Here is a 26,936-nt window from a genome sequence, read left to right as displayed (position 1 = left end):
CGCCAGGGCTTAGACGGACCGATCAATGGGGAGAACGCATGTTCGCATTTATTGTCCGAAGGATGTTCCAGTCCGTGATCGTTTTGCTGGTCGTGGGTCTGGTTGCCTTTTCGATGTTCCGGTTTGTCGGCGATCCGATCGACAACATGCTGGGTCAGGAACGCACGCAGGCCGATATCGACAGGCTGAGAACCGAACTTGGCCTGGATCAGCCCTTTCCGGTTCAGTATTTCAAGTTCCTGCAGGGGGCCGTGCAGGGGAATTTCGGTGTCTCATACCGACAGGGCCGTCCGGTCTCGACGATCATAGCCGAACGCGCGCCCGCGACGCTGGAACTGGCCTTTGTGTCCGGGTTTCTGGCGATCACCATGGGCATCGCGCTGGGTGTGTTCACCGCGATCCGACGACAGGGGATCGCGGCCAATGTCATCATGACCGTCAGTCTGATCGGCGTATCGCTTCCGACCTTCCTGATCGGGATATTGCTGATCTACATCTTCTCGGTCGAACTGGATCTTCTGCCCAGTTTCGGCAGAGGGGAAACCGTGATGATAGGGGGGTGGTCAACCGGATTCCTGACCGCCTCGGGCCTTAAGGCCCTGATATTGCCCGCAATCACGCTGGGCCTGTATCAGATGACCCTGATCATGCGGCTGGTCCGTTCTGAGATGCTGGAAGTCTTACGCGCCGATTACGTCCGCTTTGCCCGCGCACGCGGGTTGTCGGACCGGGTGATCAATTTCCGGCACGCGCTGAAGAACACTCTGGTCCCGGTGATCACCATCACCGGTCTGCAACTGGGCTCGATCATCGCCTTTGCCATCATCACCGAGACGGTGTTTCAGTGGCCCGGCGTGGGCCTGCTGTTCATCAACGCGATTCAGTTCGTCGATATCCCCGTAATGGCCGCCTATCTGATGCTGATTTCGGTCATGTTCGTGGCGATCAACCTGATCGTGGATCTGCTTTACTATGCCATCGACCCGCGCCTGCGCGTCGACGCGAGGGCCACATGACCGATACGCCTGTAACCCCCAAAGCACCGGCCCAATCGCGCTTTGCGAAATTCTGGGACAGCGATTTCGCCTGGTCCTTCCGCCACTCTCCGGTGGCGGTGATCGCCACGCTGGTGGTTGTAGTCCTTGTGCTGGCGGCCATTTTTGCGCCGCTGATCGCGCCCTACAATCCGTTCGATCCGGCCACTTTGAACCTGATGAACGGCTTCACCCCGCCCGGCACACCCAACGCCTTTACGCAAGAGACGTTCCTGCTGGGCACCGACGATCAGGGCCGCGATGTGTTTTCGACCATCCTCTATGGCCTGCGCATTTCGCTGTTCGTGGGGTCGGCCGCGGTTCTGCTGGCGATGATCATCGGCGTGATCCTGGGGCTGGTCGCGGCCTATTTCGGCGGCTGGGTCGAAACGCTGATCATGCGCATTGCCGATGTGCAACTGACCTTCCCGGCCATTCTGGTCGCCATGCTGATCTTTGGCATCGCCAAGGGTGTCACGCCGCCGGAATACCGCAACGAGATGGCGATCTACGTGCTGATCGTCGCAATCGCCCTGTCCGACTGGGTGCAGTTCGCCCGTGTCGTACGTGGCGCGGCGCTGGTGGAAAAGAACAAGGAATATGTGCAGGCCGCGCGCCTGATCGGGCGCGGGTCGATCCCGATCATGTTCCGGCACATCCTGCCCAACGTCCTCAGCCCGGTTCTGGTGATCGCCACCATCTCGCTGGCGCTAGCGATCATTGCCGAAGCGACGCTGAGCTTTCTGGGCGTTGGCGCACCGCCGACGCAGCCCTCGCTGGGCACGCTCATTCGCATCGGGCAAGGGTTCCTGTTCTCGGGCGAATGGTGGATCCTGTTCTTCCCGGCCTGCACCCTTTTGGCGCTGGCCTTGTCGGTCAACCTGCTGGGCGATTGGCTGCGCGACGCTTTGAACCCCAAACTGCGGTGATTTTATGAGCCTTCTTACGATTCAGGACCTCACCGTCGAGTTCCCGACCCGCCGGAAACTGTTCACTGCCGTGGACCATGCCAGCCTCTCGGTCGAGCCGGGCGAGATTCATGGTCTGGTTGGCGAATCCGGGGCCGGGAAATCCACCATCGGCGCGGCTGTTATGGGGCTGCTCGAACGCCCCGGACAGATCGCCAGTGGTCAGATCAAGCTGGGTGGTGATCAGATCAGCGGGCTGGATGCGGATGCGATGCGCGGGCTGCGCGGCAAGAAGATCTCGATGATCTTTCAGGACCCTCTGACCTCATTGAACCCGCTGTTCACAGTACGCGAGCAACTGACCGAAACCATCCTGACCCATCTGGGCGGGTCCGAGGCCGAGGCCAATACCCGCGCGCGCGACCTGATCGACCGCGTCGGCATCCCTGACCCGGACACGCGGCTGGATCAGTATCCGCACCAGTTCTCGGGCGGGATGCGGCAGCGCGTGGTGATTGCGTTGGCGCTGTGCACCGAGCCGGACGTGATCATCGCGGACGAACCGACCACGGCGCTGGACGTATCGGTACAGGCGCAGATTCTGGACCTGATCAAGGAACTGGCCCGCGAACGTCAGGTCGGTGTCATCCTGATCACGCACGATATGGGCGTGATTGCCGATACGACCGACAAGGTGACGGTGATGTATGCGGGCAAGGTGGTCGAATCCGGCCCGACCGCGCAGGTCATGGGCCAGCCCAGCCACGAATACACCAAGTCGCTGATCGCCGCCGTGCCGCGCCCGACGCTGAAACTACACCGTTTCCCGCAGATCAGCTATGGCGGGCGCGAGACGCGATTTGCCATCGAAGACATGGCGCGTCACTGGCCCAAGGTGGACAATGACACCTCAAAGCCGGTGTTCGAGATCCGCAACCTGACCAAGAAGTTCCTGCAAAAACGCGGCCTGCTGCCCTGGGACCGCACCTATTTCACCGCTGTCGACAACGTGAGTTTCGACGTGCAGGCGGGCGAGGTGTTCGGCGTCGTGGGCGAGTCCGGTTCAGGCAAATCCACCGTCGCGCGGATGATCGCCGGGCTTTACCCGGTCGATGGCGGCACGATTACTTTCGGCGGGCAACTGGTCAGCGATCTGGGAAACAAGGCGGTGCAAGAGGAATACCGCAAGAACATCCAGATGATCTTTCAGGACCCCTATTCCTCGCTCAACCCCCGGATGCGCGTGGATGAGATTGTGGCTGAACCGATCCGCCATCACCGTCTGATGCAGGGCGCCGACATCAAGCGCCGGGTGGATGAGTTGCTGGATCAGGTCGGGCTGGGCCACGAGGCCGGGCTGAAATACCCGCATGAGTTTTCGGGCGGTCAGCGGCAGCGCATTTCCATCGCACGGGCGCTGGCTACACAGCCCAGATTCCTGATCTGTGACGAACCGACCAGCGCGCTGGATGTCTCGATTCAGGCGCAGATTCTGAACATCCTCAAGGACCTGCAGGAACATCTGGGCCTGACCATGCTGTTCATCAGCCACGACCTGCCGGTGGTCCGGCAGATGTGCGACCGGGTGGCGGTGATGAAGGCCGGGCAGATGGTCGAGATACAGGAAACTGACGCGCTGTTTGCCAACCCGCAGACGGACTATGCGCGCGAGCTGCTGCGGCTGATGCCCAAGCTTGACGATCTGTCGACCGAAGGTCTGGACGTCTAAAACGAAAAGCCCCGACGGTGAGCGTGACCTCAGCCGCCGGGGCCTTTCTTTCAGGTTAAGCCCTTAGAAATGGGCCGACTGCGTGCCTGCCGGTTTCTGCAGCGGCGGGGCGAACTTGGTCAGGTCGATCCCCTCAACGGCGGTCTTGTATTCCTCGACCGTCGGTGTTCTGCCCAAAATGGCCGAGAGCACCACAACCGGGGTCGAAGCCAGCAGAGACTCGCCTTTCTTCTCGGACGAATCCTCGACCACGCGCCCTTTGAACAGGCGTGTTGAGGTGGCAAGCACGGTGTCGCCTTTGGCCGCCTTTTCCTGGTTGCCCATGCACAGGTTACAGCCGGGGCGTTCCAGATACAGGATATTCTCGTACTCAGTGCGGGCCGCGGTTTTCGGCATGAAATCATCGAACTCGAAGCCCGAGTATTTCTGCAGAACTTCCCAGTCGCCCTCGGCCTTCAGCTCATCGATGATGTTGTAGGTCGGCGCGGCCACGACCAGCGGGGCGTTGAACTCGACACTGCCATTGGCCTTTTCCAGATTCATCAGCATCTGCGCGACAATCTTCACATCGCCCTTGTGAACCATGCAGGAGCCGACGAAGCCAAGATCGACCTTCTTCTCGGCCGCATAGTAGGAAATCGGCCGGATCGTATCGTGGGTGTAGCGCTTGGAGATATCGGCGTTGTTCACATCCGGGTCGGCGATCATCGGCTCGTTGATCTCATCCAGATCGACGACAACCTCGGCGCTGTATTTGGCGTTGGAGTCGGGGGCCAAAGCGGGTTTGTCGCCGGACTTGATCTCGGCAATCCGCCGATCGGCAATGTCGATCAGGCCCTGCAGGGTCTGGTTGTCATTCTCCATGCCCTTTTCGATCATGATCTGGATGCGGCTTTTGGCGATTTCCAGCGATTCAATCAGCGTTTCGTCTTCCGAGATGCAGATCGACGCTTTCGCCTTCATCTCGGCGGTCCAGTCGGTGAAGGTGAACGCCTGATCGGCCAGCAGGGTGCCGATATGCACCTCGATCACGCGGCCCTGAAAGACGTTTTCGCCGAATTGCTTCAGCATCTGTGCCTGCGTTGCGTGGACCACATCGCGGAAATCCATGTGGTCGGCCATGGTGCCCTTGAAGGTCACTTTCACCGATTCCGGGATCGGCATCGTTGCCTCACCGGTTGCAAGCGCCAGAGCCACGGTGCCCGAGTCCGCCCCGAAGGCCACGCCTTTCGACATCCGCGTATGCGAGTCGCCGCCGATGATGACGGCCCAGTCATCCACCGTGATGTCGTTCAGCACCTTGTGGATCACGTCCGTCATCGAATGATAGACGCCCTTGGGGTCGCGCGCGGTGATCAGGCCGAACTTGTGCATGAAGCTCATGAGTTTCGGGATGTTCGCCCGCGCCTTCGCGTCCCAGACCGATGCCGTGTGACAGCCCGACTGATACGCGCCATCAACAGTCGGAGAGATGACCGTGGCGGCCATCGCTTCCAGTTCCTGCGAGGTCATCAGGCCGGTCGTGTCCTGCGAGCCCACGATATTGACCTTGACCCGCACATCGGAACCCGCGTGCAGAACCGCACCATCAGTGACGCCAACGGCGTTTTTGTTGAAGATTTTCTCGACCGCCGTCAGGCCCTGATCCTGGTGCGAAACCTCTCGGGCCGGTGCAAAGGCCGATTTCAGTTCCACGCCCAGCGTTTCGGCCGCAAATGCCTGCAGCTTTTTGCCGAAGACAATCGCATAAGACCCGCCGGCCTTTATGAACTCGACCTGCTGCGGCGTGAACGCCGAGGAGACATCCACAAGCTCTTCGTCACCGGCTTCGTTGCACAGTGTCTTGTCCTTGGTGTTGATGGTCAGAATGGTCCCGGTCTCGACCGTGTATTTCTGCTCAAGGACCGGATTGTCGTCATTGTTCAGGATCGGGTTGCCCTCGGAATCCACCTTTTTGACCCAGTTCTTCAGGTCGATCCCGATGCCGCCGGTCACGCCCACGGTGGTCTGGAAGATCGGAGAGATCCCGTTGGTGCCCGCCACGATCGGCGCGATATTGACGAAGGGCACATAGGGGCTGGCCTGCTTACCGGCCCAGAGCGCCACGTTGTTCACCCCCGACATTCGCGATGAGCCGACGCCCATCGTGCCCTTTTCGGCGATCAGCATCACGCGCTTGTCCGGATGCTGCAGCTTGAGCGCTTGGATTTCCTGCTGCGCCTTCTCCGAAATGAAGCACTTGCCATGCAGTTCCCGGTCGGACCGCGAATGCGCCTGACCGCCCGGCGACAGCAGATCGGTCGAGATATCGCCTTCGGCGGCGACATAGGTCACAACCTTGATCTCTTCGTCCACATCCGGAAGCTTGGTGAAGAATTCTGCCTTGGAATAGCTGTCCAGCACGTCCTTCGCCACCGGGTTCCCGTCGGCATAGGCCGCCTTGAGCCGGTCTGTGTCGGCATCATACAGGAACACCTGCGTTTTCAGAACCTCGGCGGCCTGTTCGGCGATGGCCAGATCGTCGCCCAGGGCCAGATCCAGCAGAACCTCGACCGAGGGGCCGCCTTTCATGTGTGACAGCAGCTCAAACGCAAAAGCGGGCGTGATCTCGGCAACTTGGGCGTCGCCCAATGCGATCTCTTTCAGAAACTGCGCCTTTTCACCTGCGGCGCTGGTTGTGCCGGGCAGGGTGTTGTAGATGAAATGCTTCAGCGAGTCCGCCCGGTGCGCTTTCCCGGTGTCCTTGATCTGCGCGATGATCTCTTTCACCAGCGCGCCGTCATCGATGGGCTTGGGGTGCAGCCCCTGTTCCTTGCGGGTTTCGATCTCGGTTAAGTAGTCTGTATAAAGGCTCATGGCTATCCCGACGTGTAAGCGTTGAATCAGGCGAGAGCGCCGGGCGCAAAGGGGGTTCGCGGGTCCGGCCAAACTCATTGTATGCGGCGGTATACTAATTTTCTGCAGGTTGCAATACACCCGGCAGTGGCATGTTGCCCCATCTGGATATGTGGGGACCGGGGCGGTTCAGTAAATCAGGTTCAGGGTCAGCAGAGAGACGATCAGGAACACAATGGTCATCACCCCGCCCGAGCGGACAAAGTCCATCACCTTGTACCCCGCCGGGCCCATGATCAGCGCATTCACCTGATGCGTCGGGATGATGAAACTGTTCGAGGTCGAGATCGCGACAGTCAGCGCAAACACCGCCGGGTTGCCCCCGGCGGCAACCGCGATGGACACCGCCAGCGGCACCAGCAGAACGGTGGCCCCGACATTCGACATCACCAGCGAAAACGCGGTGGCCAGAATGGCGACACCGGCCTGAAGCGACCAGATCGGCCAGCCATCCAGAATGACCATGATCTGCTGCGCAATCCACGCCGCGGTGCCGGTGTTCTGAACCGCTTGCCCTAACGGGATCAGGCAGGCCAGCAGGAACACGGTATTCCATCCAACGGCGCGATACGCCTCGTCCACGCTCAGCACGCGGGTCAGCATCATGCCCGCAGCGCCGGTCAGCAGGCACAGTGACAGCCGGACATCGGTGAACAGGATCAGCGACAGGGAGATGGCGAAAAAGGCCAGCGCCCAGCCGACTTTCTGCGGCCGCAACTCATCCTGCGGGAAATCTGTCGTGACCACCACGAAATCCGGGTCGCGCTTGATCCGCATCAGGTTGTCCCATCGCGTATGGGCGACCAGCATGTCGCCCGCGTGAAACTTCTCGAGCCCGATCTGGGTGGAGTGGTGGTCTTCGGTCTCGACATGGCTCAGCGTTTCCTCGCCCCGGTGAATGGCCAGCAGCGACATGCCATAGGTTTTGCGAAACAGCAGCTCGCGCGGGCATTTTCCGATCAGCTTGCTGTCGGGGGTGACCACGACCTCGGCAATACCGGCATTGGTGGGCGCAAACTCTTCGACGAAGATATCCAGGTCCGGCAGGACGGTCAGGCCGAATTTCTTGGCAAACTCCTCGACCACCCAACGGCGGCCGATGATGGCCAGGCGGCAGGGGGCGGCGATTTCCGCCGTCAGAACCTGAACCATCGAGGTTTTGCCGCGATAGAAGGTCGAGATGATGTACAAGTGGTTTTCATGGTTGATATCCGCCAGAACCTGACCCACCAGTGGGCTGTCGGCGGGTACGACGACCTCGAACACATCCGCGTTCAACCCGTAGACCCGTTGCAGGTATTCCTGCGTGCCCTGACCGGTGCCGGTATTGTCTGTCCCGTCATCGCCCGGTAGAACCCAGCGGCCCAGCAGCAGGAAATACGCGATCCCCGACAGGATCAGCACAACGCCGATCGGGGTGACAGCAAACAGCCCGAAGGGTTTCATTTTCTGGCCGTCGGGCAGCCCGTCATTTGCCGTCTGGATCAGGTCATTCAGCAGGATCAGCGGCGAGGACCCGACCATGGTCATCGTCCCGCCCAGAATGGCGCAGAAGCCCATCGGCATCAGCAGCCGAGACAGCGGTATGCCCGAGCGCGACGAAATCCGGCTGACGACCGGCAGGAACAGGGCCGCGGCCCCGACATTCTGCATGAAGGATGAAATCACGCCCACGGTTCCCGATATGATGGGCAGAACCCGGCTTTCGGACGTGCCGCCATATTTGAGGATAACTGCCGCCACCTTGTTCATGATGCCGGTCTTGTCCAGACCCGCACCCACGATCATGACCGCGATGATCGAGATCACCGCGTTCGAGGCAAACCCGTCGAACAGATGCGGCACGTCGGCAAGGTTTTCCAGCCCAGGTGCGTAACTGAGCAGACCGATGAGCACCAGAACCAGAATGGCAGAGAGGTCAATTCTGACGATTTCGGACACGAACAGGAAGACGGTAAAGGCCAACAGCGCGCAAACCACACCCATCTCGAACGTAAAGGTCACGTATTCCACTAAATTCACCGGGACTTAAAGCTTGGATTAAAAGAAACAATTAGACTATCGCGTTTGGATTGTCATGAAGTTTCGTTTTTGCCTGTCTGCGCGAAACATAATTTCCCTTTGGCGCAAGAGCCAGTTTCGCGCGCGCCCTGTACTATGAACCGTGTTTGCCGGGACCGCAGAAAGGCGACCCTAAGGATTGTTCTCGGCTCAGCCCAGTGACAGGCGCAGAATGTCTGCCACCCGTTCTCCGATCTGCGAAGCCTCGGAGCTTCGGGGGCCCGCGATATTCAGCGCCGCAATGGGGTGAGAGTCCAACCATGCACGTATCTGTCGGGCGCAGGTCTCTGCCCCCTCCCGAACATCGACGATCAGACAGGGCTTTCCGGTCTCTTCCGCGAATTCCACCGTCAGTTGGGTGCCGGGGCTCGGCGATCCGTCTGAAAAGACCAGCAGCGCATCGCAGGATTGGACATTGAGCCGTGTACGCTCGCTGACATCCTCGGACTGTGTTTCAACCAGACCGCTGAAATGATCGGGGATTCGGCCCGCCTCATTCATGCGGCCCCTGGGCACCCAACCGCCATAGGGGATGCCGTTCTGGCGCGCAAATTGCAGCGCCGCCAGATCAACCCCGGTTTGTCCGCCCGTCATTATCTTCACGTCGCCTGCGCAGCTCCCTTTTGATGATCGGAAATCATCGGTTCTGCATCATAGCAGACCACAGTCCGAATTTCTCGCTCGCCCGCCTGTGCGAGTGGTCAACGGCAAAGCGCCGCAATGCGGACCACTTGAGCGTATAGTGATTTGCTTTAGCATGCCCGCTGAACCGGCTGATTGCGCTCAGGGGGAAGGCGGTGCACCGAATTCACCAGTTGATCGAGGGCAAGGCAGCCTCGGATCTGGCTGTCATCGACCATGACGGCGCGCGCCTCAGCTATGGGAATCTGTCGGATGCAGCGCGTGCGGCGCAGGCTTTGCTTGGGGCCCATGGCGTGCGTCCGGGGGACCGGGTGGTGGTGTTGGCCGAGAATTGCGCGACCTATGCGATGGTCATTCTGGCGCTGAGCCTGCTGGATGCCTGGATCGTCCCCCTCAACGCCCGCGCGACCGAGCACGAGGCGGACACCCTGATCGCCCATTGCAGCGCGCGCTGTGTGATCTGTACTTCGGATGTCTCGGATGCGGCAAGGGCCCATGCCGCGCGGTTGGCTGCGACCGAGATCGGGCGATTACCCTGCGGCGCACTGGTGGCCTCGCCCGTCCGCGAGGCTGAGGTTGAGCCGGTCGAACACGGGGCCGGGCAGGTGGCGGCGGTGCTTTACACCTCGGGTACAAGCGGAACACCCAAAGGGGTGATGCTGACGCATGACAACCTGTTATGTGCGGCCAATGCCTCGATGAAGCGGCGACAGGCGACGGCGGCGGATCAGGCCCTGGCTGTATTGCCCGGCACGCATGTCTTCGGGTTCTCCTCGATCATCCTCACGACCTTTCTGGCCGGGTGCAGCCTGCGCTTTCAGCCCCGGTTCGACCCGGCCCTTGTGATCGACGCGCTGCAGAACGGCGCCACGATGCTGTCCGGCGTGCCGCAGATGTTTGCGCTGATCCTGACGCATTGCAAAGACAACGGCATCGACCGGATTGAGACCCGTCTGCGCTATATGTCCTCGGGCGGGTCGCCGCTTGATCCAAGCTGGAAACGCCGGGTCGAGCAGATCTTTGGCCTGCCCATTCACAATGGCTATGGCCTGACCGAAGGATCGCCGGGGATTGCCACCACCGAGGTTGAAAACCCTCCGCAGGACGATTGTGTCGGTCCCCCACTGCCCGGGATCGAGGTTCGGCTGGACCGCCCCGGCGCGGATGGTGTCGGCGAATTGCTGGCGCGCGGTCGGAACATCATGAAGGGCTATTACCGGAACCCCGAAGCCACCGCCGAAGTTTTCACGGCGGATGGCTTCCTGCGCACCGGCGATCTGGCGCGGATCGAAGCGGACGGGCGCATCTATATCGTGGGGCGCTGCAAAGAGGTCATCATCCATTCCGGTTTCAACGTCTACCCGCCCGAAGTCGAGGCCGCGCTGAACGCCCACCCATCGGTCACGCAGGCCGCCGTGGTTGGCCGCGCCCGCGACGGGAATGAAGACGTACTGGCCTTTGTGACCCTGCGCGCCCCGGCGACGGCGACGGAGTTGAACGCGCATCTGGGTCACGCACTGGTGGGTTACAAAATCCCCCATCACATCGTGATTGCCGAGCAATTGCCCGAGGCGGCAACCGGGAAAATCCTGAAACACCAGCTGGTCGAAGCTTTCGCGGAGGAACTGGCGCAACTGGATCAAAAGGTTCAGAGTGCTTGATGCGTACATCTATGACGGGCTGCGCAGCCCCTTTGGCCGTCACGCCGGGGCTTTGGGGGCGGTGGAAACGCTCAGGCTGAGCCTTGGGCATATGTGATTGATAAACAGGAGAACTTTATGACCGCGGTTGAAATTCGCAAAGAAGGCGCGGTGGCGCTGGTCAAAATCGACAACCCGCCGGTCAACGCGGCAGGCTATGACGTGCGGATCGGGCTGGTGAACGCGGTGCGTGACTTGGCCGGGGATGATGCGGTCAAGGTCATCGCGCTTTATGCGGCGGGGCGGACCTTTGTGGCCGGGGCCGATATTCGCGAATTCGGCCAGCCGCCGAAACAACCGATCCTGCCCGAAGTGTGCGAGGTCCTTGAAGCCAGCGCCAAGCCCATCGTCTGCGTTCTGCACGGCACAACCTTGGGCGGCGGTCTGGAAATCGCCTTAAGCTGTCAGGCGCGGGTCGGGATCAAGGGGCTGAAACTGGGCCTGCCCGAAGTCAATCTGGGCCTGCTGCCCGGCGCGGGCGGCACCCAGCGTCTGCCGCGTCTGGTCGATGGGACCACCGCGTTGACCATGATCACCTCGGGCAAACCGATCCCGGCTGAGGCGGCGCTGCAGGCCGGTCTGCTGGATGACCTGCAGGATGGCGACCCCGAGGCGGTTGCTCTGGCCGCCGGTCAGCAGGTGCTGGACGGCACGCTGAAACCCCGCGTGACGGCTGAACTGAGCAACCGCATCACCGCTGACGAACTGGCCGCGTTTCGCGCCAAGGCCAGGGGTGAGGTCACCGACCGCGCGCTGAAAGCGGCAGAGGCAAGCAACCTGCCGCTGGCCGAGGGGCTAAAGGCGGAACGCGCCCTGTTCATGGAAGCCATGGGCAGCAACGCCCATAAGGGCCTGAAACACGCCTTTTTCGCCGAACGCGCCGTGGCGCATATCCCCGAGGCAGGGGCCGAGGCGCGCGATCTGACCTCGGGCGGGGTGATTGGCGGCGGCACCATGGGCTCGGGCATCGCCACCGCGATGCTGCTGGCCGGGATGCCCGTCACCCTGATCGAGATGGAAGAGGACCGCGTTGCCTTTGCCCGCGACACGATCACCAAAAACCTCGACGGTGCGGTGAAGCGCGGCAAGCTGTCCGAGGCGCAGCGCGATGCGGCGCTGGGCACGCTCACCTGCACCACCGATATGGCAGCGCTGGGGGAAGCGGATGTGGTGATCGAGGCGGTGTTCGAATCCATGGACGTCAAGCGGCAGGTCTTCGGCGCGCTGGATCAGGTCTGCAAACCGGGGGCTATTCTGGCGACCAACACCTCGTATCTGGACGTGAACGAGATCGCCGCGACCACCTCGCGCCCGCAGGATGTGATCGGGTTGCATTTCTTCTCGCCCGCCCATGTGATGCGCCTGCTCGAGGTCGTGGTGGGCAAGCAGACCGCCCCCGAAATCGTCGCTACCAGCTTCAGACTGGCAAAAAAACTGCGCAAGATCGCCGTGCGGTCCGAGGTCTGCGACGGGTTCATCGGCAACCGCATTCTGGCGCATTACCGCAAATCTTCGGCCTATATGCAGCTGGACGGCGCGCCGTTCGAACAGATCGACCAAGCGCTCGAGGCGTTTGGTTTTGCCATGGGCCCCTTCGCGGTTTCCGATCTGGCCGGGCAGGATATCGGCTGGGCCACGCGCAAGCGTCAGGCCGCGCTCCGCCCGGCCGAGGAACGCTATGTCGAGATCGCCGACCGTATCTGCGAACAGGGCTGGTTCGGGCGCAAGACCGGGAAAGGCTTCTATATATACGACGGCAAGTCCCGCAGCGTGAACTCTGCGGTGGCCGACTATGCGCAGGCGGAACGCGAGGCCAAAGGCATCACCGCCCGCAGCTTCACCGATCAGCAGATCGTCGACCGCTACATGGCCGCGATGGTGTCCGAGGCGGCGCGGGTGGTCGAAGAAAAGATCGCCCTGCGCCCGATCGATGTGGATGCGGTGTTCCTGTTCGGCTACGGCTTCCCCCGTCACTGGGGCGGCCCGCTGCAATATGCCGATATCACCGGGCTGGATGTTCTGGTCCGCCGGATCGAACAATACGCGCGGGAAGATCCCCATTACTGGCAGGTTCCCGCCCTGCTGCGCGAACTGGCCGAGGCGGGCAAGTCCTTTGACGATCTGAACAAGGGAGGCTGAGGATGGACCTGCGTTTCACTCGGGAAGAAGAGGCATTCCGCGCCGAAGTGCGCGCCTTTCTGGCCGAGAATCTGCCGGAAGACCTCGCCCGCAAAGGCCGCAATTCCGAGCCGCTGACAAAAGCCGAGATGGAGGGCTGGCACGCAAAGCTGAACGCGCGGGGCTGGCTGGCCGTGACATGGCCGGTTGAATATGGCGGCACCGGATGGGGCGCGGTCGAGCGGCACATCTTCGAAGAAGAATGTGCGCTGGCCAACGCGCCGCGCATCGTGCCCTTTGGTCTGAACATGCTGGGTCCGGTGCTGATCAAGTTCGGGTCCGACGCCCAAAAGGCCGATATTCTGCCGCGCATTCTGGATGGCTCGGACTGGTGGTGCCAAGGCTATTCGGAACCCGGCGCGGGGTCGGATCTGGCCAGCCTGAAAACCCGCGCGGTGCGGGACGGCGACGACTACGTGATCAACGGCCAGAAAACCTGGACCACATTGGGGCAATACGCCAACCGGATTTTCTGTCTGGTGCGCACCTCGACCGAGGGCAAGCCGCAGGAAGGCATCAGTTTCGTTCTGGTCGACATGGACGCGCCGGGCGTCGAGTTGCGTCCGATCAGGCTGCTGGAGGGCGGGCATGAGGTGAATGAGGTGTTTTTTACCGATGTCCGCGTCCCCGTGACCAATCTGGTGGGCGTGGAAAACAAGGGCTGGACCATCGCCAAATACCTGCTGACCCATGAACGCACCAATATCGCGGGCGTGGGCTTTTCGGCGCGCGATCTGGAAAAACTCAAAAACCCTGTCGCAGCGGCTACTCCGGGGCGGCAAACCATTGGCGCAGGACCCGCTGTTTGCTGCGGAACTCGCCGAGGTTGAGATTGACCTTGAGGCGCTGCGTGTGATGAACCTGCGCATGTTGTCGGCGGCCCGCGAAGGCGCTGCCTCCGGGGTGCAAAGCTCGATGCTGAAAATCAAGGGCACGGTGATCCGGCAGCGGATTTTGGCGTTGACCCGTTCGGCTCTCGGGGCGGCGGCGACCCCGTTTCCCGCCGAAGACCTGCCCGAAAATGCGCTGACCGTACCGGAAGAGGCTGCGCGGTCCGCCGCCACCTATTTCAACCATCGCAAGCTGTCGATCTTTGGCGGATCGAATGAGATTCAGCGCAACGTCATCGCCAAAGACCTGTTCGGGGGCTGACCGATGGATTTCACCCTGACCGAAGACCGCCAGATGCTGTCGGACACCCTGCGGCGCTATCTGGCGGAGCAATATGGTTTCGAGACCCGCAATGGCGTGATCGGCACCTCCCCCTATCATTCGCCTGCCAAATGGGCTGAATTGTCTGACCTCGGCCTGATCGGGGCCTTCCTGTCCGAACGGCAGGGCGGGTTCGGAGGCGCAGGTTTCGACATCACCACCGTGTTTCAGGAACTGGGCCGGGGGCTTTGCCCTGAACCGATGCTTGCGGCGCTGATGAGTGTCCGCGCCGCTGCCGATTGCGGTGCGGATGAACTGGTTGAACAGATGATTGCGGGTACAAAACGCCTGCCGCTGGCCGTGTTCGAGCCGGAGGCAGAAAGCCTGCCGCTGATCCGCGCCAGCGCCGACCGGTCCGGGGATGGCTGGGTTCTGAACGGCCGCAAATCGGTGGTCTACGGCCTGCCCGGTGCCGATGGCGCGCTGGTCGCCGCGCGTTCCGGCGCTGGCATAGGCCTGTTTCTGGTCGAAAGGCCCGAGACCATCGACTATGCCATGATCGACGGCGGAGGTGCGGGCGACTTGATCCTCGACGCCACCCCGGCGACCTGCCTGAACGAGAATGCCGGTGACATCATCGAAGCGGCGCTGGATGCGGGCCGTCTGGCGCTTTGTGCCGAGGCGGTGGGCGTGATGGAGGTATTGGTCGACATGACGGTCGATTACCTCAAACAACGCAGGCAGTTTGGCCGCCCCATCGCCAGCTTTCAGGCGCTGCAGCACCGAATGGTGGATATGGCGATCGAGCTTGAACAATGCCGGTCGATCACCATTCTGGCGGCCAGCAAACTGGACACGGATGAGGCCGGAACGTATATCGCCATGGCCAAGAACCTGATCGGGCGCGCGGGGACGCTGATCGCCGAGGAGAGCATCCAGCTTCATGGCGGAATCGGTATGACGTGGGAGTATCCCGCATCGCACTATGCCAAACGTCTGGTGATGATCGACCACCAGCTGGGCGACCGCTATGCGCAGTTGCAACGTGTGATGGCCGCCGGTCCGCACAGCTGAGACACGCAGCGGCACAGGATTGCCGCAACGGCACGATTGAAGCAGAGACAAAGCCCCGGCACGGTATCCGCTGTGGAAGGGACCAAATGATTTTCGACTATGTGATCGTTGGGGGCGGCTCGGCTGGCTGTGTGCTGGCGCGCCGTCTGACCGAAGCCCCCAATGTCAGTGTCTGCCTGCTGGAAGCGGGCGGCGGCGGCAACGGGCTGCTTGTTCGCATGATGCTGGGCGGGGCTCTTATGATCCAGAACAGGCCGGTTCAGATCAACAACTGGTGCATGGTGTCTGTGCCGCAGCCGGGCCTGAACGGGCGCACGATCTATCAGCCGCGCGGCAAGGCGCTGGGCGGGTCCAGCGCGATCAATGCCGCGCTCTATGTGCGCGGTCAGCGGCAGGATTACGACGATTGGGCCAATCTGGGCAATGAGGGCTGGGATTGGGGCAGCCTGCTGCCCTATTTCAAAAAGTCCGAAAACAACCAGCGCGGTGGCGATGCCGACCATGGCGCTGATGGCCCGCTGCAGGTGTCGGACCAGCAGGACCCGCGCGAAATATCCCATGCCTTTGTCGAGGCCGCCACCCGCCTGCAACACCGCCGCACCGACGATTTCAATCGCGGCGATCAGGAGGGCGTGGGCCTCTATCAGGTGACGCAGTTCCACGACCGGAACAAGAATGGCGAGCGCTGCTCGGCTGCTGCAGCCTATCTGTTCCCGGTGATGGCGCGTCCGAACTTGACGGTGATCACCCGCGCCTTGGTGAAACGCATACTGACCGAGGGCAAGCGGGCGACCGGCGTGCTGTACCAGCACAAGGGCAGGGATGTTCAGGTCAAGGCCCGGCGCGAAGTGCTGCTGAGCGCGGGCGCGCTGAAATCACCGCAAATCCTGCAGCTTTCGGGCATCGGCAGCGGCGAGGATCTGGCGCGACTGGGCATCGACGTGGTGCAGGACCTGCCGGGCGTGGGCCGGAACCTGCAGGACCATCTGGACTTCTCGCTGTCCTTCCGCAGTACATACCGGGACAATCTGGGCCTTAGCGCCTGGGGCGGGTTGAACCTGATGCGCCACTTCTGGCGCTGGGGCCGGGATGGCAAGTCGATGGCGGCCTCGCCCGTGGCCGAAGCCGGTGCTTTCCTGAAAACCTCCTCGGATCTGGACCGCCCGGATATTCAACTGCATTTCATGATGACCATCGTCGAGGACCATTTGCGCAAGCTCTATTGGGGGCACGGCTATAGTTGCCACATATGCAAGCTGCGCCCCGACAGCCGGGGGCGCGTGTTCCTGCACAGCGCCGATCCCTTTGCGATGCCGGGGATCGATCCCGGTTTCCTGAGCGATCCGCGCGATCTTGAGACCTTGATCAAGGGCGTGAAGATCACCCGCGAGATTATGAAGGCCCCGCCGCTGGTCGATTACGAACTGTCCGAGATGCACGGCACCGTTGCCGTCAAAACGGACGCTGACTGGGAAAAGCACATACGTGCCCGGGCAGATACGATCTATCACCCGGTGGGATCGTGTAAAATGGGCGTGGATGAGATGGCCGTGGTCGATCCGCAACTGCGTGTGCGCGGGATCGAGGGGTTGCGCGTGGTCGATGCCTCGATCATGCCGAACCTGATTTCGGGCAACACCAACGCGCCGACAATGGCGATTGCCGAAAAGGCCGCCGATCTCATCCGGTCGGCGTGATGGCATTGATCCGTTAGAAAAAATAAGGGGCTGGCCGAGGGGGGGTATGGGCGCCAGCCCCTTTCTAGTTGAACCGGTTCGCAGGATGAACCGTCTGGTTTTTATGGGAAAATCAAATCAGACACCCGGTTTCAAGTTCGGCATGCAAGCCGCGCCTACCGTAAGGCGCTGGGGCTCAGCTTGCCTGCCCAGGCGCATGCATAATCCTCGAAATGTTCTGACCTTTTTTGACACAAGGCCGCCAGGGCGCAGGCGGCCCACATGGCAGCGACATATTCGGCCTCGTTCCGCTGCAAGCGGTTTGCATTCAGAACGGCCGTGTTCGCAGTCGATGGCTCGTGCACAGGTTTCCGTGTCCTTTCCGTCAGGCGACAATAAAGGTTGCAAGGAACCCGATCAGGATAGCGGTCGATGCCACTGAGAAATTCAGAAAATAGTCCAGCATTTTATCGTCCTCTCCCGTTCGTGCAGCGATGATCGCGAGACCATCACCCATACGACTGTCTGCTAGTTTGCAACAATCCAGTTGAATGCAGGGGAAACGTTTCGTTAACCTTCTGTTAATAATTCTCTATTTGCGAAGCTATTGCGTCGTGGCCGGATACATTGCCCCAAAAGCGCCTTGGTTCATCTGATTCCGGTTTGACCCGGCCTGCGTTCAACAGGCCGCCGATCCGCACAGGATATCATCGGCCCCAGAGGCCGCACCCCCCTCAGAAATAGCGAGTGTACACCGGCCCGGAATCGCGGTGGATTGGCGCAACACAGCTGCCAGCAACGTTACCGCCTGTCGCATCGCCTCTGAATGTGATGGGTGGGGTGAGGGGCTGGGTGAGGGGGTCTCGGCCAGCCCCTCATCTTAGGGGGTTACGGATTGTGTAAAGTGGTCCGTTGCCCGATGGATAGCAGCGGATTCGCCTCTGCGATATTGGGGGTTTCCCGTACATCTTTCGGATTGCGCACGCATTGGCAGCCGGCCAGCCCCTGTGGGGCCGGCCCCGGTGCAAAATCTCAGCCCTGAAAGTAGTGCCGGTACAGAACTTCCTGCATGTCGGATCGGCTGTGGCCAAGCTTTGCCAGCACTTTGTCCGACATCATGTCTACCTCGCGCTGCTTTCTTTTGTATTCCGCCGTTTTCTCGCGCCGCGCCCTTCTTTTCGCCGTTGAGAAGAAGCGCGATAAGTAACCGTTTTCGGTATTTGTATCTGCATAGGCCATCCCGGTATCCTCCTGTTTTCGTGACTGGCTGGGTTCAAGGCAGATATCGAGATTGGTGCTGAACCCCGCATGGCCTGCGGGTTAACCTTTTTTCAGCAAGCCGCGCTGGTCCGGGCCCGCATTTCGCTTTCCCGACTTAACCGCGTATCCTGTGGTCATTGGTTTCAATGAATTTTGACAGGGGCGGAGGGCGAACAATGCGGATTTTATTCAAACAGGGGCTGGTGATCTTCTGGCTCTTCTGGTGGGTCTTTGCCTTTCTGACGGACTTCATCGGCGGGCTGGAATTGCTGGGCCTGACATCGACCCCCTGGTTTGACGGCCAAAATTACCCGTTCTTGGTCAAGACGTTGGAACAGTTCGGCTCGACCACAGCGGTCAATGTCATCCTGTTTGTCGGAATTATTCTGTGGGCCTTGTTGTCCACGCTTCTGTTCGTCTTTGCCGCCATTACGCCTTATAGGCAGAAAGACAAATGGCTTCGCCGGGTCGATATCGCCTTTATCGTTTCGCTCGGCCTGTGGCTTGCGTTCTTTCTGGCGGATCAGACGGTGATGAATTTTGACCTTGAGGAGAACCATATGGTGCAGGGCGGGTTTCAACTGTTGTGTTATCTGACCATTCATTTGCTGCCGGACTGAGCCGGGATCCCGCAATCGTCAATGGAAAACGCCTGCCGCCGACCAATCGCGGTTTCCACGGCCAGACGAATGGATTACTGTCTGCGCGAACGGATCACAGGGACGGAGCCTCATGTCGCGCTTTGATGGATATTTCCTGCGGCAATTGCTGATTCTGTTCGGCTTTTTCACCCTGGTCCTTGTCGGGGTGTTCTGGATCACCCGCTCGGTCAGCCTGTTTGATCGCGTGATCAGCGGCGGGCAGTCCGCGATGGTATTTCTGGAATTTACCGCCCTGACCCTGCCGACGCTGGTGCGCACCGTCATGCCGATGGCGGTGTTTGCAGCTGCCGTTTACGCCACCAACCGCCTGAGCCGCGAAAGCGAGTTGACCGTGATGCTGGCCACCGGGTCCAGCCCGTGGCGTCTGGCGCGGGCCATCGTGCTGTTCGGTGTGGTGACCGGTCTGATGATGGCCATCATCAGTGTGTTTCTGCGCCCGGCCTCGGTAGAACAGCTTGAGGTACGGCAGGCCGAGGTCGCAGGCGATGTGACGGCGCAGCTTTTGAACGAGGGCGAATTCCTGCATCCGGTCGAGGGCGTGACCGTCTATATCGGGCGGATCGAGCTGGATGGTACCTTGCACGAGGTCTTTGTTTCGGACCGGCGCGATACGGAAAATGCCGTCAGTTATTCCAGCGCGACGGCCTATCTGGTCAACAACGACACCGGCATCCATCTGGTGATGGTGGACGGAATTGCCCTGCGGCTGGACAAACAGGGCAGAACCCTGTCGTCGACCCTGTTTCAGGACGCCTCGTACGACATTTCGGAACTGACCAATACCACCAGCATGGGCCGCCGCAGTCTTGAGGCGATACCGACGCTGGAATTGCTTCAGGACCGCGCCGCCGTCGCCGCGGCGGACGGGCATAGCGAGGGGCAGCTGGTCGAAGAACTGCATCAAAGGTTTTCCTGGATCGCCATCTGCATCGCCGTCGCTTTGGCAGGGTACTCGACCCTGATGCTGGGCAGCTTTTCGCGGTTCGGGCTGTGGCCGCAGATATTGGCGGCGTTCACAATTCTTGTGCTGCTGGAAGGTGTGCGGGGGTTTGTGTCGCCTGTCGTGATTGGCGATCCCAGGCTGTGGGGGCTTTTGTATCTTCCGGCGGTCATGGGCGTTCTGATATCCTGCCTGTTTCTGGTGGTCGCCGGGCGCCCGCTGTTGCCAGCAAGGCGGCGGGCCGAGGCCGTATCGTCGGCCTGACTCACCCGCGCAACTGGGTCAGGCAGGTCAGGATGTTGGCAAACTCCTCGCTGTCCTTTCGCACCACCAGATACAGCGGCAGCATCAGATCCCGCGCGCCGTCCAGACGCATCAGACTGCCCTCAGCCAGATGGCTGGCGATGACATAATCCGGAAAATACCCGCATCCGCCACGTTTCAGCACATAGCGCAACGCCATCATGCAATTGCCCAGAAAGATCGTCTGTCCTGCCGCCCGCCGCGCCGTCGAGCGCACGTGATCCTGATAGACGTCGCCAAGCTCCAGATTGACAAACAGCGGGGCGTCTTCTGCGGTGCCGCCATCGGGCGTTCCGACAAGCGACAGGCGTTCCGGGGCAAGCTCATGACAGATCACCCGGCGGTCGGACGGTTTTTCGTGGGTCAGGGCGGCGTCCAGAACATGGGTCGCCACGGCCTCGGTCATGTTCAGGTCGTGGTCATAGTTCAGCGTCAGCAGCAGCTTGCCGAATTGCTGCTCGAAGCGCACCGCAAGATCGACCAGCAGCGGGTCCCAGATGCTAAGCTGCGCGCCCAGCCGCAGGGCGAGGCGGTCTTGCGTCTGCGCAGGCAGGTCGGTCGAGGCAAAGGACCACAGCGACAGCATCTGTTCCGCATAGGGTTTGAACTGCCGCCCGAACTCGGTCAGCGCCGTTCCGCCGGCCCCGCGGGTGAACAATTGCTTGCCGGTCTCGTCCTCGATCAGCCGAATGCGGGCGCTGACGGCGGTTTGGGTGACGTTGAGCTTCCGCGCGGCGGCGTGGAACCCGCCCGTATCAGCAACGCAGAGAAAGGTTTCAAGGGCTTTGATTTGCATGTCGAAAGTATTTTTTGATCGACCTGATAAAATCAATTCATTTTTTTGATTTAGCTATTTGCGGTATCCTGATTGCGGGAACCAGACCAAAGGACGCAGCCATGCTGGACAAAAGCCACAAGCCGACCTGGACCAGTTTTGAAGAGGCCACCAAAGCTGACTGGGACGCGGTGATGGAGTATGAAGAGGCGTACAATGCCGCCCTGCCAGACCGGATTCTGGACGCGATCCGCTCGCTGGATGAGGACTGGACGCCCTATCCGGTGAACCGCTACCAGCACAGCCTGCAGGCCGCGACCCGCGCCTATGAGGATGGTGCGGATGAGGAACTGGTCGTCGCAGCGCTGATCCACGACACCGGCGATATCCTGTCGCCCTACAATCACGGCGAGTTGTCAGCGGCGATGATGAAGCCCTATGTCAGCGAGAAAACCCATTGGATTCTCAAGCACCACTGCGTGTTCCAGGGCTACTACTACAACCACCACCTTGGCGGCGACCGCAACGCCCGCGACAAGTACCGCGACAGCCCCTATTGGGAGGACTGCCGCTATTTCTGCCATGAATACGATCAAAAGGCGTTCGACCCGGACTATCCGACCAAGCCGTTGGAGTTCTTCGAGCCCATGCTGCGCCGCGTCCTGAACAAGGGCGAGGGGCATATGGAGTTGAACGAAACAGCCGAGGGTTAACAGGCCGCCATTAGGCGATAGACGATCTGGGCGGCGGTGAAATCCCACGCTGCATTGCCGTCCGGGGCCAGTTCCACCACGTCAAAGCCCACGCACTTGCGGTGTTTCAGCGCGTGTTCCACCAGCCTCAAAGCCTGATAATAGCCAAGCCCGCCGGGGACCGGTGTGCCGGTGGCGGGCATCTGTGACGGGTCTAGCCCGTCCACATCGAAGCTGACATAGACCAGTTCCGGAAAATCCTCGGGCAGGTCGACGGCGTGAATATTGCCTGTGACCAGTTCCTCGGCATCCACGTGGAAGACGTGGTTTTTCAGGCGGCTCTTGGCCTCTTCGGTGGAAAAGGCACGGACGCCGAATTGGGCCAGACGGATGCCCTCTTCGGCCAGCAGATGCATGACCGAGGCGTGGGAGTGTTTTTCGCCCTGATAGGCGTTGCGCAGGTCGGCGTGGGCGTCGATTTGCACGATGCCGACGGGCTGGTTCAGTGCGCGGGCCACGCCCATCACCGCGCCGTAGCTGAGCGAGTGTTCGCCGCCCAGCGTCACCGGCACCTTGCCCGCCTTCACGGCTGCCTCGGTGCGTTGGGCGAGACGTTCCATGATCTCGGGCAGCGCGGCGTCGCAGTCCAAAGGAGGTTCCGTGTGGATGCCTTCAACGCAGGGTTCGGCATGGCCGATGATCCGTTCCAACTCGTTGCTGGCTTCGATAATGGCCTCGGGGCCTTTGGCGGTGCCAGAGCCGTAAGACACGGTGCGCTCCAGCGGCACCGGGATCACGCGGAACCGGGCGTTTTCGGTGCGTTCAAACGCGGTCAGTTCGCTGTTGAGGAAAATGCTCATGAGAGGCGGTCCTTGAAGTCGTCGTAGCCGAACTGTCTGATGATCTTCAGTTCGTCCGTTTCGCTGTTCCACAGGGCGATGGCGGGCAGGGGCACGCCGTTGAACGTGTTGGTCTTGACCATCGAATAATGCGCCTGATCGAGGAAGGCAAAGCGCTGCCCGATTTCCAGCGGTTTGTCCCACGTGTAATCGCCGATCACGTCACCGGCCAGACAGGAGGGGCCGCCCAGACGGTAGGTATGGCCCGCCTCGGCCTCGTCCATCAGGGCGGGGCGGTAGGGGGCTTCGATCACGTCGGGCATGTGGCAGGTGGCCGAGATATCGGTGATCGCAAGGTTCATGTCATTGGTCGGCAGGTCGAGGATTTCTCCGACCAGAATCCCTGCGTCCAGCGCCACGGCCTCGCCGGGTTCGAGATAGATATCGACATTGTGTTCGGCGCGGATGGATTTGATGAAGGCGACCAGCCCCTCGCGGTCATAGTCATCGCGGGTGATATGGTGCCCGCCGCCGAAGTTGAGCCATTTGAGTTGGTTCAGGAACGGCTTGAGCTTCGGTTCGACGGCGGCCCACGTGCGTTGCAAGGGCTCGAACCCCTGTTCGCAGAGCGTATGCATATGTAGTCCGTCCACGCCGTGTAGCGTGTCTTCCGTCAGTTGGCTTACAGGTGTGCCCAGCCGCGAGCAAGGGGCGCAGGGGTCGTATTTGGGGATCTCGCCCTCGGAATGTTCCGGGTTGATGCGCAGGCCGACCTGCACTTTGGCGGCCTGGGCCTTGGCCAGAAACCGGTCCTTTTGCGCGGGCGAGTTGAAGATGATGTGGTCGGACAGGGACAGGATTTCGTCGATATCGGCGTCTTTGTATCCGGCGCAGAAGGTCGCGACCTCACCGCCATATTCCTCGCGGCCCAGACGCGCCTCATAGATGCCGGATGCGCAGGTGCCGCCGAGGTGTTGGCGCACCAGAGGGGCCAGCGAGAACATCGAAAACGCCTTGAGCGCGCTGAGCACATGGGCACCGGACCGGGTGCCGATGTCAGTGAGGATGGACAGGTTGCGTTCGACGGCCTTCTCGTCGACCACGAAGCAGGGGGTGGGAACGCGGCTGAAGTCGAACTTGCGGAAGGCTCCGGCATCTCCGGCCTGTGTGGTCATCATGTCGGACATAACCGGCGTCTCCTTAAGTGGAGAGGCCGGGGGCGCTGCCCCCGGACCCCCGGGATATTTATAGCCAGATGAAGCTGCGGATCAGAATTCGACGGAGCCGTCGAGTTCGTGGACCTGCCATGGCAGGCCATGGGTGTTCAGCATGTCCATGAAGTCGTCCGGGTCGAGCTGTTCCATGTTCCACACACCGGGCTCGGTCCAGTTGCCTTTCAGCACCTGCGCCGCGCCGATCATCGCGGGGACGCCGGTTGTGTAGCTGACGGCCTGGCTGCCGACCTCGGCATAGCATTCCTCGTGGTCGCAGATGTTGTAGATGTAATAGGTCTTCTCGCCAGAACCGTCCTTGGCTTGACCCGTGGCGATATCGCCGATGCAAGCTTTGCCCTTGGTTTCCGCGCCCAGATCGCCGGGATCGGGCAGCAGGGTTTTCAGGAACTGGATCGGGATGATTTCCTTGCCGTCATGCATCACCGGGTCGATGCGGGTCATGCCGACATTTTCCAGCACTTTGGCGTGGGTGATGTAGGCATCGCCGAAGGTCATCCAGAAGCGGGCGCGCTCGATCTCGGGGAAATGGGTTGAGAGCGATTCCAGTTCCTCATGATACATCAGGTACATGTTCTTGGGGCCGATGGCGGGGAAGTCGAACTCGACCTTGTGGGTCATAGCGGGGGAGTGTTTCCATTCGCCGCCTTCCCAATGGCGCACCTCGGCCAGTACTTCGCGCAGGTTGATCTCGGGGTTGAAGTTGGTGGCGAATTCCTGATCGTTGCTGCCGCCATTGGCGTCCAGCACGTCGATCTGGCGGATCGTGTCCAGCTTGTGTTTCTTCAGCCATTTGGCAAAGACGGATGTCACACCCGGATCGAAGCCCGAGCCGAGGATGGCAGTAAGGCCAGCCTCTTTGAACCGTTCCTGATAGGCCCATTGCCAGTGGTATTCGAACTTGGCCTCATCCTCGGGCTCATAGTTCGCGGTGTCGAGGTAGTGGATACCGGCCTCAAGACACGCATCCATCAGCACCAGATCCTGATAGGGCAGGGCGAGGTTCACGAGGATTTCGGCCCCGGTTTCCTTGATCAGCTTGACCGTGTCTTCGACCTTGTAGGCGTCGAGTTCGGCGGTTTTGATATCGACGCCCACACGCTCTTTCACCGCTTTGGCGATGGCGTCGCATTTCGATTTCGTACGGCTGGCCAGAGTGATTTCGGTGAAGATTTCCGAATTCATCGCCATCTTGTGCACGGCGGCGTGGGATACGCCGCCTGCGCCGACAACCAGTGTTTTGCTCATGGTGTGTCTCCTTTTTATTCGTAATAGGTGTAGCCGTTGATCGAGTCGCGATAGGCGCCCATCAGGGTTTTGCGGTCCTTGGCTTGCAGAGTACCGGTCGAGATCGCCTCGTCCACCATTTTGCGGAAGGCGGCGACGCAGTCTTGCGGGTCAAACTCGACATAAGACAGAACCTGGCTGATCGTGTCGCCCTCTTGCTCGTGCAGCAGGTCAAAGCCGCCATCGGCGCGCAGGTCGATAGTGACGACATTTGTATCGCCGAACAGGTTGTGCAGGTCGCCCAGTGTTTCCTGATAGGCGCCGACGAAGAAGACGCCCATGAAATATTCGGTGTCCTCGGGCAGCGAATGCACCGGCAGGCTGGGCGAGACGCCATCGGCCAGAATGAAGCGGTCGATCTTGCCGTCGCTGTCGCAGGTGATGTCGGACAGAACGGCGCGGCGGTCAGGCGCCGTGTTCAGGCCCTGCAAGGGGACGATCGGGTGTAACTGGTCGATGGCCCAGACATCCGGCAGGGATTGGAACAGCGAGAAGTTACAGTGGTAGATATCGGCCACTTTCTCAAGCTGCTCGTCCACATCCGTTTCCAGATCATCGCTGGCAGCAAGTGCCTTGAGGCGGGCGATCAGCGACAGGTAGATGCGTTCGGCGCGGGCCATCTGGCGCAGGTCGACATAGCCGCGTCTGAACAGCGCGCGCAATTCGTTGCGGTAGAAGGTGGCGTCGTTCCAGCATTCCTGCAGTCGGTCGCTGGATAGGTATCCGTTGATCGCCGCGAGGTCCGAGACAAGATGGTGGTCATCCGCTTCGACCTCGGGACCGGTGGGCGCATCGTAGAGCGTGCTTTCCAGCACGTTGAACACCAGCATCGAGGATGTCGCCACCACCGCGCGGCCGCTTTCGGTGACCAGCGTGGGATGGGCGATCTCGGCCTCGTCCATGGCATAGGCGACGGTCTCGACGACGTTGGCGCAGTATTCCTCGACCGTGTAGTTGATCGAGTTCTCGGCGGCCTTTTTCTCGCCGGTATAGTCCACGCCCATGCCGCCGCCGAGGTCCAGATGGGTCAGCGGCACGCCTTCGCGGGTCAGTTCGGTGAAGTACCGGCAAGCCTCACCCACCGCGCGGCGCACATCGTTGACGTCCTGCACCTGAGAACCCAGATGCGAGTGCTGCAGCCTCAGGCAATGCAGCAGACCCGCCGCCTTCAGCTTGTCCACCGTGGCCACCAGCTGATCGGTGTTCATGCCAAAGGCCGAGCGGTCGCCCGAGCTTTCTTCCCATTTGCCGCTGATTTGGTTGGTCAGTTTGACCCGCACACCGATCAGGGGCTCGATGCCCAGTTCTTTGTAGACCTCGATCACCGTGTCGGCCTCTTTCGGGCTTTCCAGAACGACGACCGTGTTGAACCCGATCTTGCGGGACAGGATCGCAAGTTGGATGAACTCGGCATCCTTGACGCCGTTGCAGACGATCAGTGCTTCGGGGGCCAGACGATGGGCCAGCGCCACGACCAGTTCGGGCTTGGACCCGGCCTCGAGCCCATAGTTGTATTTCTTGCCGAACTCGACGATCCGGTCCACGACCTGCGCCTGCTGGTTCACCTTGATCGGGAAGACGCCGCGATAACGGCCTTTGTAGCCGGTGCGCGCGATGGCATCGAGGAAGCTTTCGTTCAGATGCGCGATCTCGTGTTCCAGATAAGACGTCACGCGCAGCACCATCGGCGATTTGATGCCGCGTTCGTCCAGATCGCTGAGAATGCCGGGCAGGCTGATCGCCGCCGTATCCGGCGCCATCGGGTTACGCAGACCGATCTCGCCCGCCTCTGTCACCTCGATGAGGCCTTTGCCCCATTTCTCAACCCCGTAGATGGAATGCGGTGCGTCGGGCGTCTGTTTCAATCAAGTCTGTCCTTAACTCTGGGGTGCCGGTT

General features: G+C 60.9%; 20 protein-coding genes and 1 pseudogene. 11 read left to right on the top strand and 10 right to left on the bottom strand.

From position 1 onward, the window contains the following. Positions 1-38: 38 nt before the first annotated feature. From ACR0K1_RS12545 to ACR0K1_RS12535, 3 genes are read left to right on the top strand one after another with little or no spacing between them, the layout of a single operon-like run. A complete protein-coding gene (locus tag ACR0K1_RS12545; RefSeq protein WP_480612701.1) occupies positions 39-1,016 on the top strand; it encodes an ABC transporter permease in 978 nt (325 codons plus the stop codon). Beyond that, positions 1,013-1,963 (top strand): ABC transporter permease, encoded by a 951-nt coding sequence (locus ACR0K1_RS12540; RefSeq protein WP_480612699.1) that lies wholly within the window; start codon positions 1,013-1,015, stop codon positions 1,961-1,963. Before ACR0K1_RS12545 ends, ACR0K1_RS12540 begins: the two co-directional genes overlap by 4 nt. A 4-nt stretch (positions 1,964-1,967) precedes the next feature. Beyond that, entirely contained in the window at positions 1,968-3,671 is a 1,704-nt protein-coding gene (locus ACR0K1_RS12535; protein WP_480612697.1) for an ABC transporter ATP-binding protein, read from the top strand. Between the two features lie 63 nt (positions 3,672-3,734). Here the strand turns inward: ACR0K1_RS12535 and ACR0K1_RS12530 are convergent, their stop codons facing one another. From ACR0K1_RS12530 to ACR0K1_RS12520, 3 genes are all read right to left on the bottom strand, one after another. Next, positions 3,735-6,527, bottom strand: a complete 2,793-nt coding sequence (locus ACR0K1_RS12530) for a bifunctional aconitate hydratase 2/2-methylisocitrate dehydratase (RefSeq protein ID WP_480850865.1) — start codon at positions 6,525-6,527, stop codon at positions 3,735-3,737. 168 nt (positions 6,528-6,695) lie between these two features. Continuing rightward, positions 6,696-8,552 carry an SLC13 family permease gene (locus ACR0K1_RS12525; protein WP_480612765.1) on the bottom strand — a complete coding sequence of 619 codons (1,857 nt, stop codon included), beginning with the start codon at positions 8,550-8,552 and terminating at the stop codon, positions 6,696-6,698. A 225-nt stretch (positions 8,553-8,777) separates the two neighbouring features. After that, positions 8,778-9,221, bottom strand: coding sequence for a putative molybdenum carrier protein (locus ACR0K1_RS12520; protein ID WP_480612763.1), 444 nt, complete (start codon positions 9,219-9,221; stop codon positions 8,778-8,780). Positions 9,222-9,424: 203 nt separating this feature from the next. Between ACR0K1_RS12520 and ACR0K1_RS12515 the strand changes: the two genes are divergently transcribed. The 5 genes and pseudogenes from ACR0K1_RS12515 (at position 9,425) to ACR0K1_RS12495 (ending at position 17,070) form a co-directional block, all read left to right on the top strand. Beyond that, positions 9,425-10,930: a class I adenylate-forming enzyme family protein gene (locus tag ACR0K1_RS12515; RefSeq protein ID WP_480850863.1), complete on the top strand. Its 1,506-nt coding sequence runs from the start codon at positions 9,425-9,427 to the stop codon at positions 10,928-10,930. A gap of 117 nt (positions 10,931-11,047) precedes the next feature. Beyond that, on the top strand, positions 11,048-13,108 hold the full coding sequence (locus tag ACR0K1_RS12510; RefSeq protein WP_480850861.1) for a 3-hydroxyacyl-CoA dehydrogenase NAD-binding domain-containing protein: 2,061 nt from the start codon (positions 11,048-11,050) through the stop codon (positions 13,106-13,108). A 2-nt stretch (positions 13,109-13,110) separates the two neighbouring features. After that, positions 13,111-14,299 (top strand): annotated as a pseudogene (locus ACR0K1_RS12505) (acyl-CoA dehydrogenase family protein). 3 nt (positions 14,300-14,302) lie between these two features. After that, on the top strand, positions 14,303-15,373 hold the full coding sequence (locus ACR0K1_RS12500; protein WP_480612687.1) for an acyl-CoA dehydrogenase family protein: 1,071 nt from the start codon (positions 14,303-14,305) through the stop codon (positions 15,371-15,373). Positions 15,374-15,459: 86 nt separating this feature from the next. After that, positions 15,460-17,070 (top strand): GMC family oxidoreductase, encoded by a 1,611-nt coding sequence (locus ACR0K1_RS12495; protein WP_480612685.1) that lies wholly within the window; start codon positions 15,460-15,462, stop codon positions 17,068-17,070. 364 nt (positions 17,071-17,434) lie between these two features. Here the strand turns inward: ACR0K1_RS12495 and ACR0K1_RS12490 are convergent, their stop codons facing one another. Next, positions 17,435-17,566, bottom strand: a complete 132-nt coding sequence (locus tag ACR0K1_RS12490; protein ID WP_480612684.1) for a hypothetical protein — start codon at positions 17,564-17,566, stop codon at positions 17,435-17,437. A gap of 515 nt (positions 17,567-18,081) precedes the next feature. Next, positions 18,082-18,288: a hypothetical protein gene (locus ACR0K1_RS12485; RefSeq protein WP_480612682.1), complete on the bottom strand. Its 207-nt coding sequence runs from the start codon at positions 18,286-18,288 to the stop codon at positions 18,082-18,084. A 197-nt stretch (positions 18,289-18,485) separates the two neighbouring features. On the opposite strand from ACR0K1_RS12485, the gene ACR0K1_RS12480 reads away from it, so the two are divergent. Together ACR0K1_RS12480 and lptF are read left to right on the top strand one after the other, a co-directional pair. Continuing rightward, the gene (locus ACR0K1_RS12480) at positions 18,486-18,929 is read left to right on the top strand and encodes a hypothetical protein (RefSeq protein WP_480612680.1); all 444 of its coding nucleotides are present in this window, start codon (positions 18,486-18,488) and stop codon (positions 18,927-18,929) included. Positions 18,930-19,041: 112 nt separating this feature from the next. Beyond that, positions 19,042-20,175 (top strand): LPS export ABC transporter permease LptF, encoded by a 1,134-nt coding sequence (lptF, locus tag ACR0K1_RS12475; RefSeq protein ID WP_480612678.1) that lies wholly within the window; start codon positions 19,042-19,044, stop codon positions 20,173-20,175. A gap of 1 nt (position 20,176) precedes the next feature. Here the strand turns inward: lptF and ACR0K1_RS12470 are convergent, their stop codons facing one another. Further along, on the bottom strand, positions 20,177-21,010 hold the full coding sequence (locus ACR0K1_RS12470; RefSeq protein WP_480612676.1) for a LysR family transcriptional regulator: 834 nt from the start codon (positions 21,008-21,010) through the stop codon (positions 20,177-20,179). Between the two features lie 101 nt (positions 21,011-21,111). Between ACR0K1_RS12470 and ACR0K1_RS12465 the strand changes: the two genes are divergently transcribed. Then, entirely contained in the window at positions 21,112-21,702 is a 591-nt protein-coding gene (locus tag ACR0K1_RS12465; RefSeq protein WP_480612674.1) for an HD domain-containing protein, read from the top strand. Here the strand turns inward: ACR0K1_RS12465 and speB are convergent. The 4 genes from speB to speA all read right to left on the bottom strand — a co-directional run bounded on the left by speB (position 21,699) and on the right by speA (position 26,904). Then, a complete protein-coding gene (gene speB / locus ACR0K1_RS12460) occupies positions 21,699-22,541 on the bottom strand; it encodes an agmatinase (RefSeq protein WP_480612672.1) in 843 nt (280 codons plus the stop codon). The two genes, ACR0K1_RS12465 and speB, sit on opposite strands and share 4 nt — an antisense overlap. Beyond that, positions 22,538-23,707: a carboxynorspermidine decarboxylase gene (nspC, locus tag ACR0K1_RS12455; RefSeq protein ID WP_480850856.1), complete on the bottom strand. Its 1,170-nt coding sequence runs from the start codon at positions 23,705-23,707 to the stop codon at positions 22,538-22,540. The genes speB and nspC overlap by 4 nt, the downstream gene beginning before the upstream one ends. Before the next feature lie 81 nt (positions 23,708-23,788). Further along, positions 23,789-25,000: a saccharopine dehydrogenase family protein gene (locus ACR0K1_RS12450; RefSeq protein WP_480612668.1), complete on the bottom strand. Its 1,212-nt coding sequence runs from the start codon at positions 24,998-25,000 to the stop codon at positions 23,789-23,791. 14 nt (positions 25,001-25,014) lie between these two features. Then, positions 25,015-26,904 carry a biosynthetic arginine decarboxylase gene (speA, locus tag ACR0K1_RS12445; protein WP_480850854.1) on the bottom strand — a complete coding sequence of 630 codons (1,890 nt, stop codon included), beginning with the start codon at positions 26,902-26,904 and terminating at the stop codon, positions 25,015-25,017. Between the last annotated feature and the right edge of the window lie 32 nt (positions 26,905-26,936).

It is taken from the genome of Ruegeria sp. F5 (assembly GCF_056533845.1).
This window is presented reverse-complemented; position numbering and strand designations above follow the sequence as displayed.

Excerpts from the sequence above, each read along its gene's own strand:
- ACR0K1_RS12545 (WP_480612701.1), top strand. The coding sequence starts at position 39 with ATGTTCGCATTTATTGTCCGAAGGATGTTCCAGTCCGTGATCGTTTTG.
- ACR0K1_RS12540 (WP_480612699.1), top strand. The coding sequence starts at position 1,013 with ATGACCGATACGCCTGTAACCCCCAAAGCACCGGCCCAATCGCGCTTT.
- ACR0K1_RS12535 (WP_480612697.1), top strand. The coding sequence starts at position 1,968 with ATGAGCCTTCTTACGATTCAGGACCTCACCGTCGAGTTCCCGACCCGC.
- ACR0K1_RS12530 (WP_480850865.1), bottom strand. The coding sequence starts at position 6,527 with ATGAGCCTTTATACAGACTACTTAACCGAGATCGAAACCCGCAAGGAA.
- ACR0K1_RS12525 (WP_480612765.1), bottom strand. The coding sequence starts at position 8,552 with ATGGGTGTGGTTTGCGCGCTGTTGGCCTTTACCGTCTTCCTGTTCGTG.
- ACR0K1_RS12520 (WP_480612763.1), bottom strand. The coding sequence starts at position 9,221 with ATGACGGGCGGACAAACCGGGGTTGATCTGGCGGCGCTGCAATTTGCG.
- ACR0K1_RS12510 (WP_480850861.1), top strand. The coding sequence starts at position 11,048 with ATGACCGCGGTTGAAATTCGCAAAGAAGGCGCGGTGGCGCTGGTCAAA.
- ACR0K1_RS12500 (WP_480612687.1), top strand. The coding sequence starts at position 14,303 with ATGGATTTCACCCTGACCGAAGACCGCCAGATGCTGTCGGACACCCTG.
- ACR0K1_RS12495 (WP_480612685.1), top strand. The coding sequence starts at position 15,460 with ATGATTTTCGACTATGTGATCGTTGGGGGCGGCTCGGCTGGCTGTGTG.
- ACR0K1_RS12490 (WP_480612684.1), bottom strand. The coding sequence starts at position 17,566 with ATGGGTGATGGTCTCGCGATCATCGCTGCACGAACGGGAGAGGACGAT.
- ACR0K1_RS12485 (WP_480612682.1), bottom strand. The coding sequence starts at position 18,288 with ATGGCCTATGCAGATACAAATACCGAAAACGGTTACTTATCGCGCTTC.
- ACR0K1_RS12480 (WP_480612680.1), top strand. The coding sequence starts at position 18,486 with ATGCGGATTTTATTCAAACAGGGGCTGGTGATCTTCTGGCTCTTCTGG.
- lptF (WP_480612678.1), top strand. The coding sequence starts at position 19,042 with ATGTCGCGCTTTGATGGATATTTCCTGCGGCAATTGCTGATTCTGTTC.
- ACR0K1_RS12470 (WP_480612676.1), bottom strand. The coding sequence starts at position 21,010 with ATGCAAATCAAAGCCCTTGAAACCTTTCTCTGCGTTGCTGATACGGGC.
- ACR0K1_RS12465 (WP_480612674.1), top strand. The coding sequence starts at position 21,112 with ATGCTGGACAAAAGCCACAAGCCGACCTGGACCAGTTTTGAAGAGGCC.
- speB (WP_480612672.1), bottom strand. The coding sequence starts at position 22,541 with ATGAGCATTTTCCTCAACAGCGAACTGACCGCGTTTGAACGCACCGAA.
- nspC (WP_480850856.1), bottom strand. The coding sequence starts at position 23,707 with ATGTCCGACATGATGACCACACAGGCCGGAGATGCCGGAGCCTTCCGC.
- ACR0K1_RS12450 (WP_480612668.1), bottom strand. The coding sequence starts at position 25,000 with ATGAGCAAAACACTGGTTGTCGGCGCAGGCGGCGTATCCCACGCCGCC.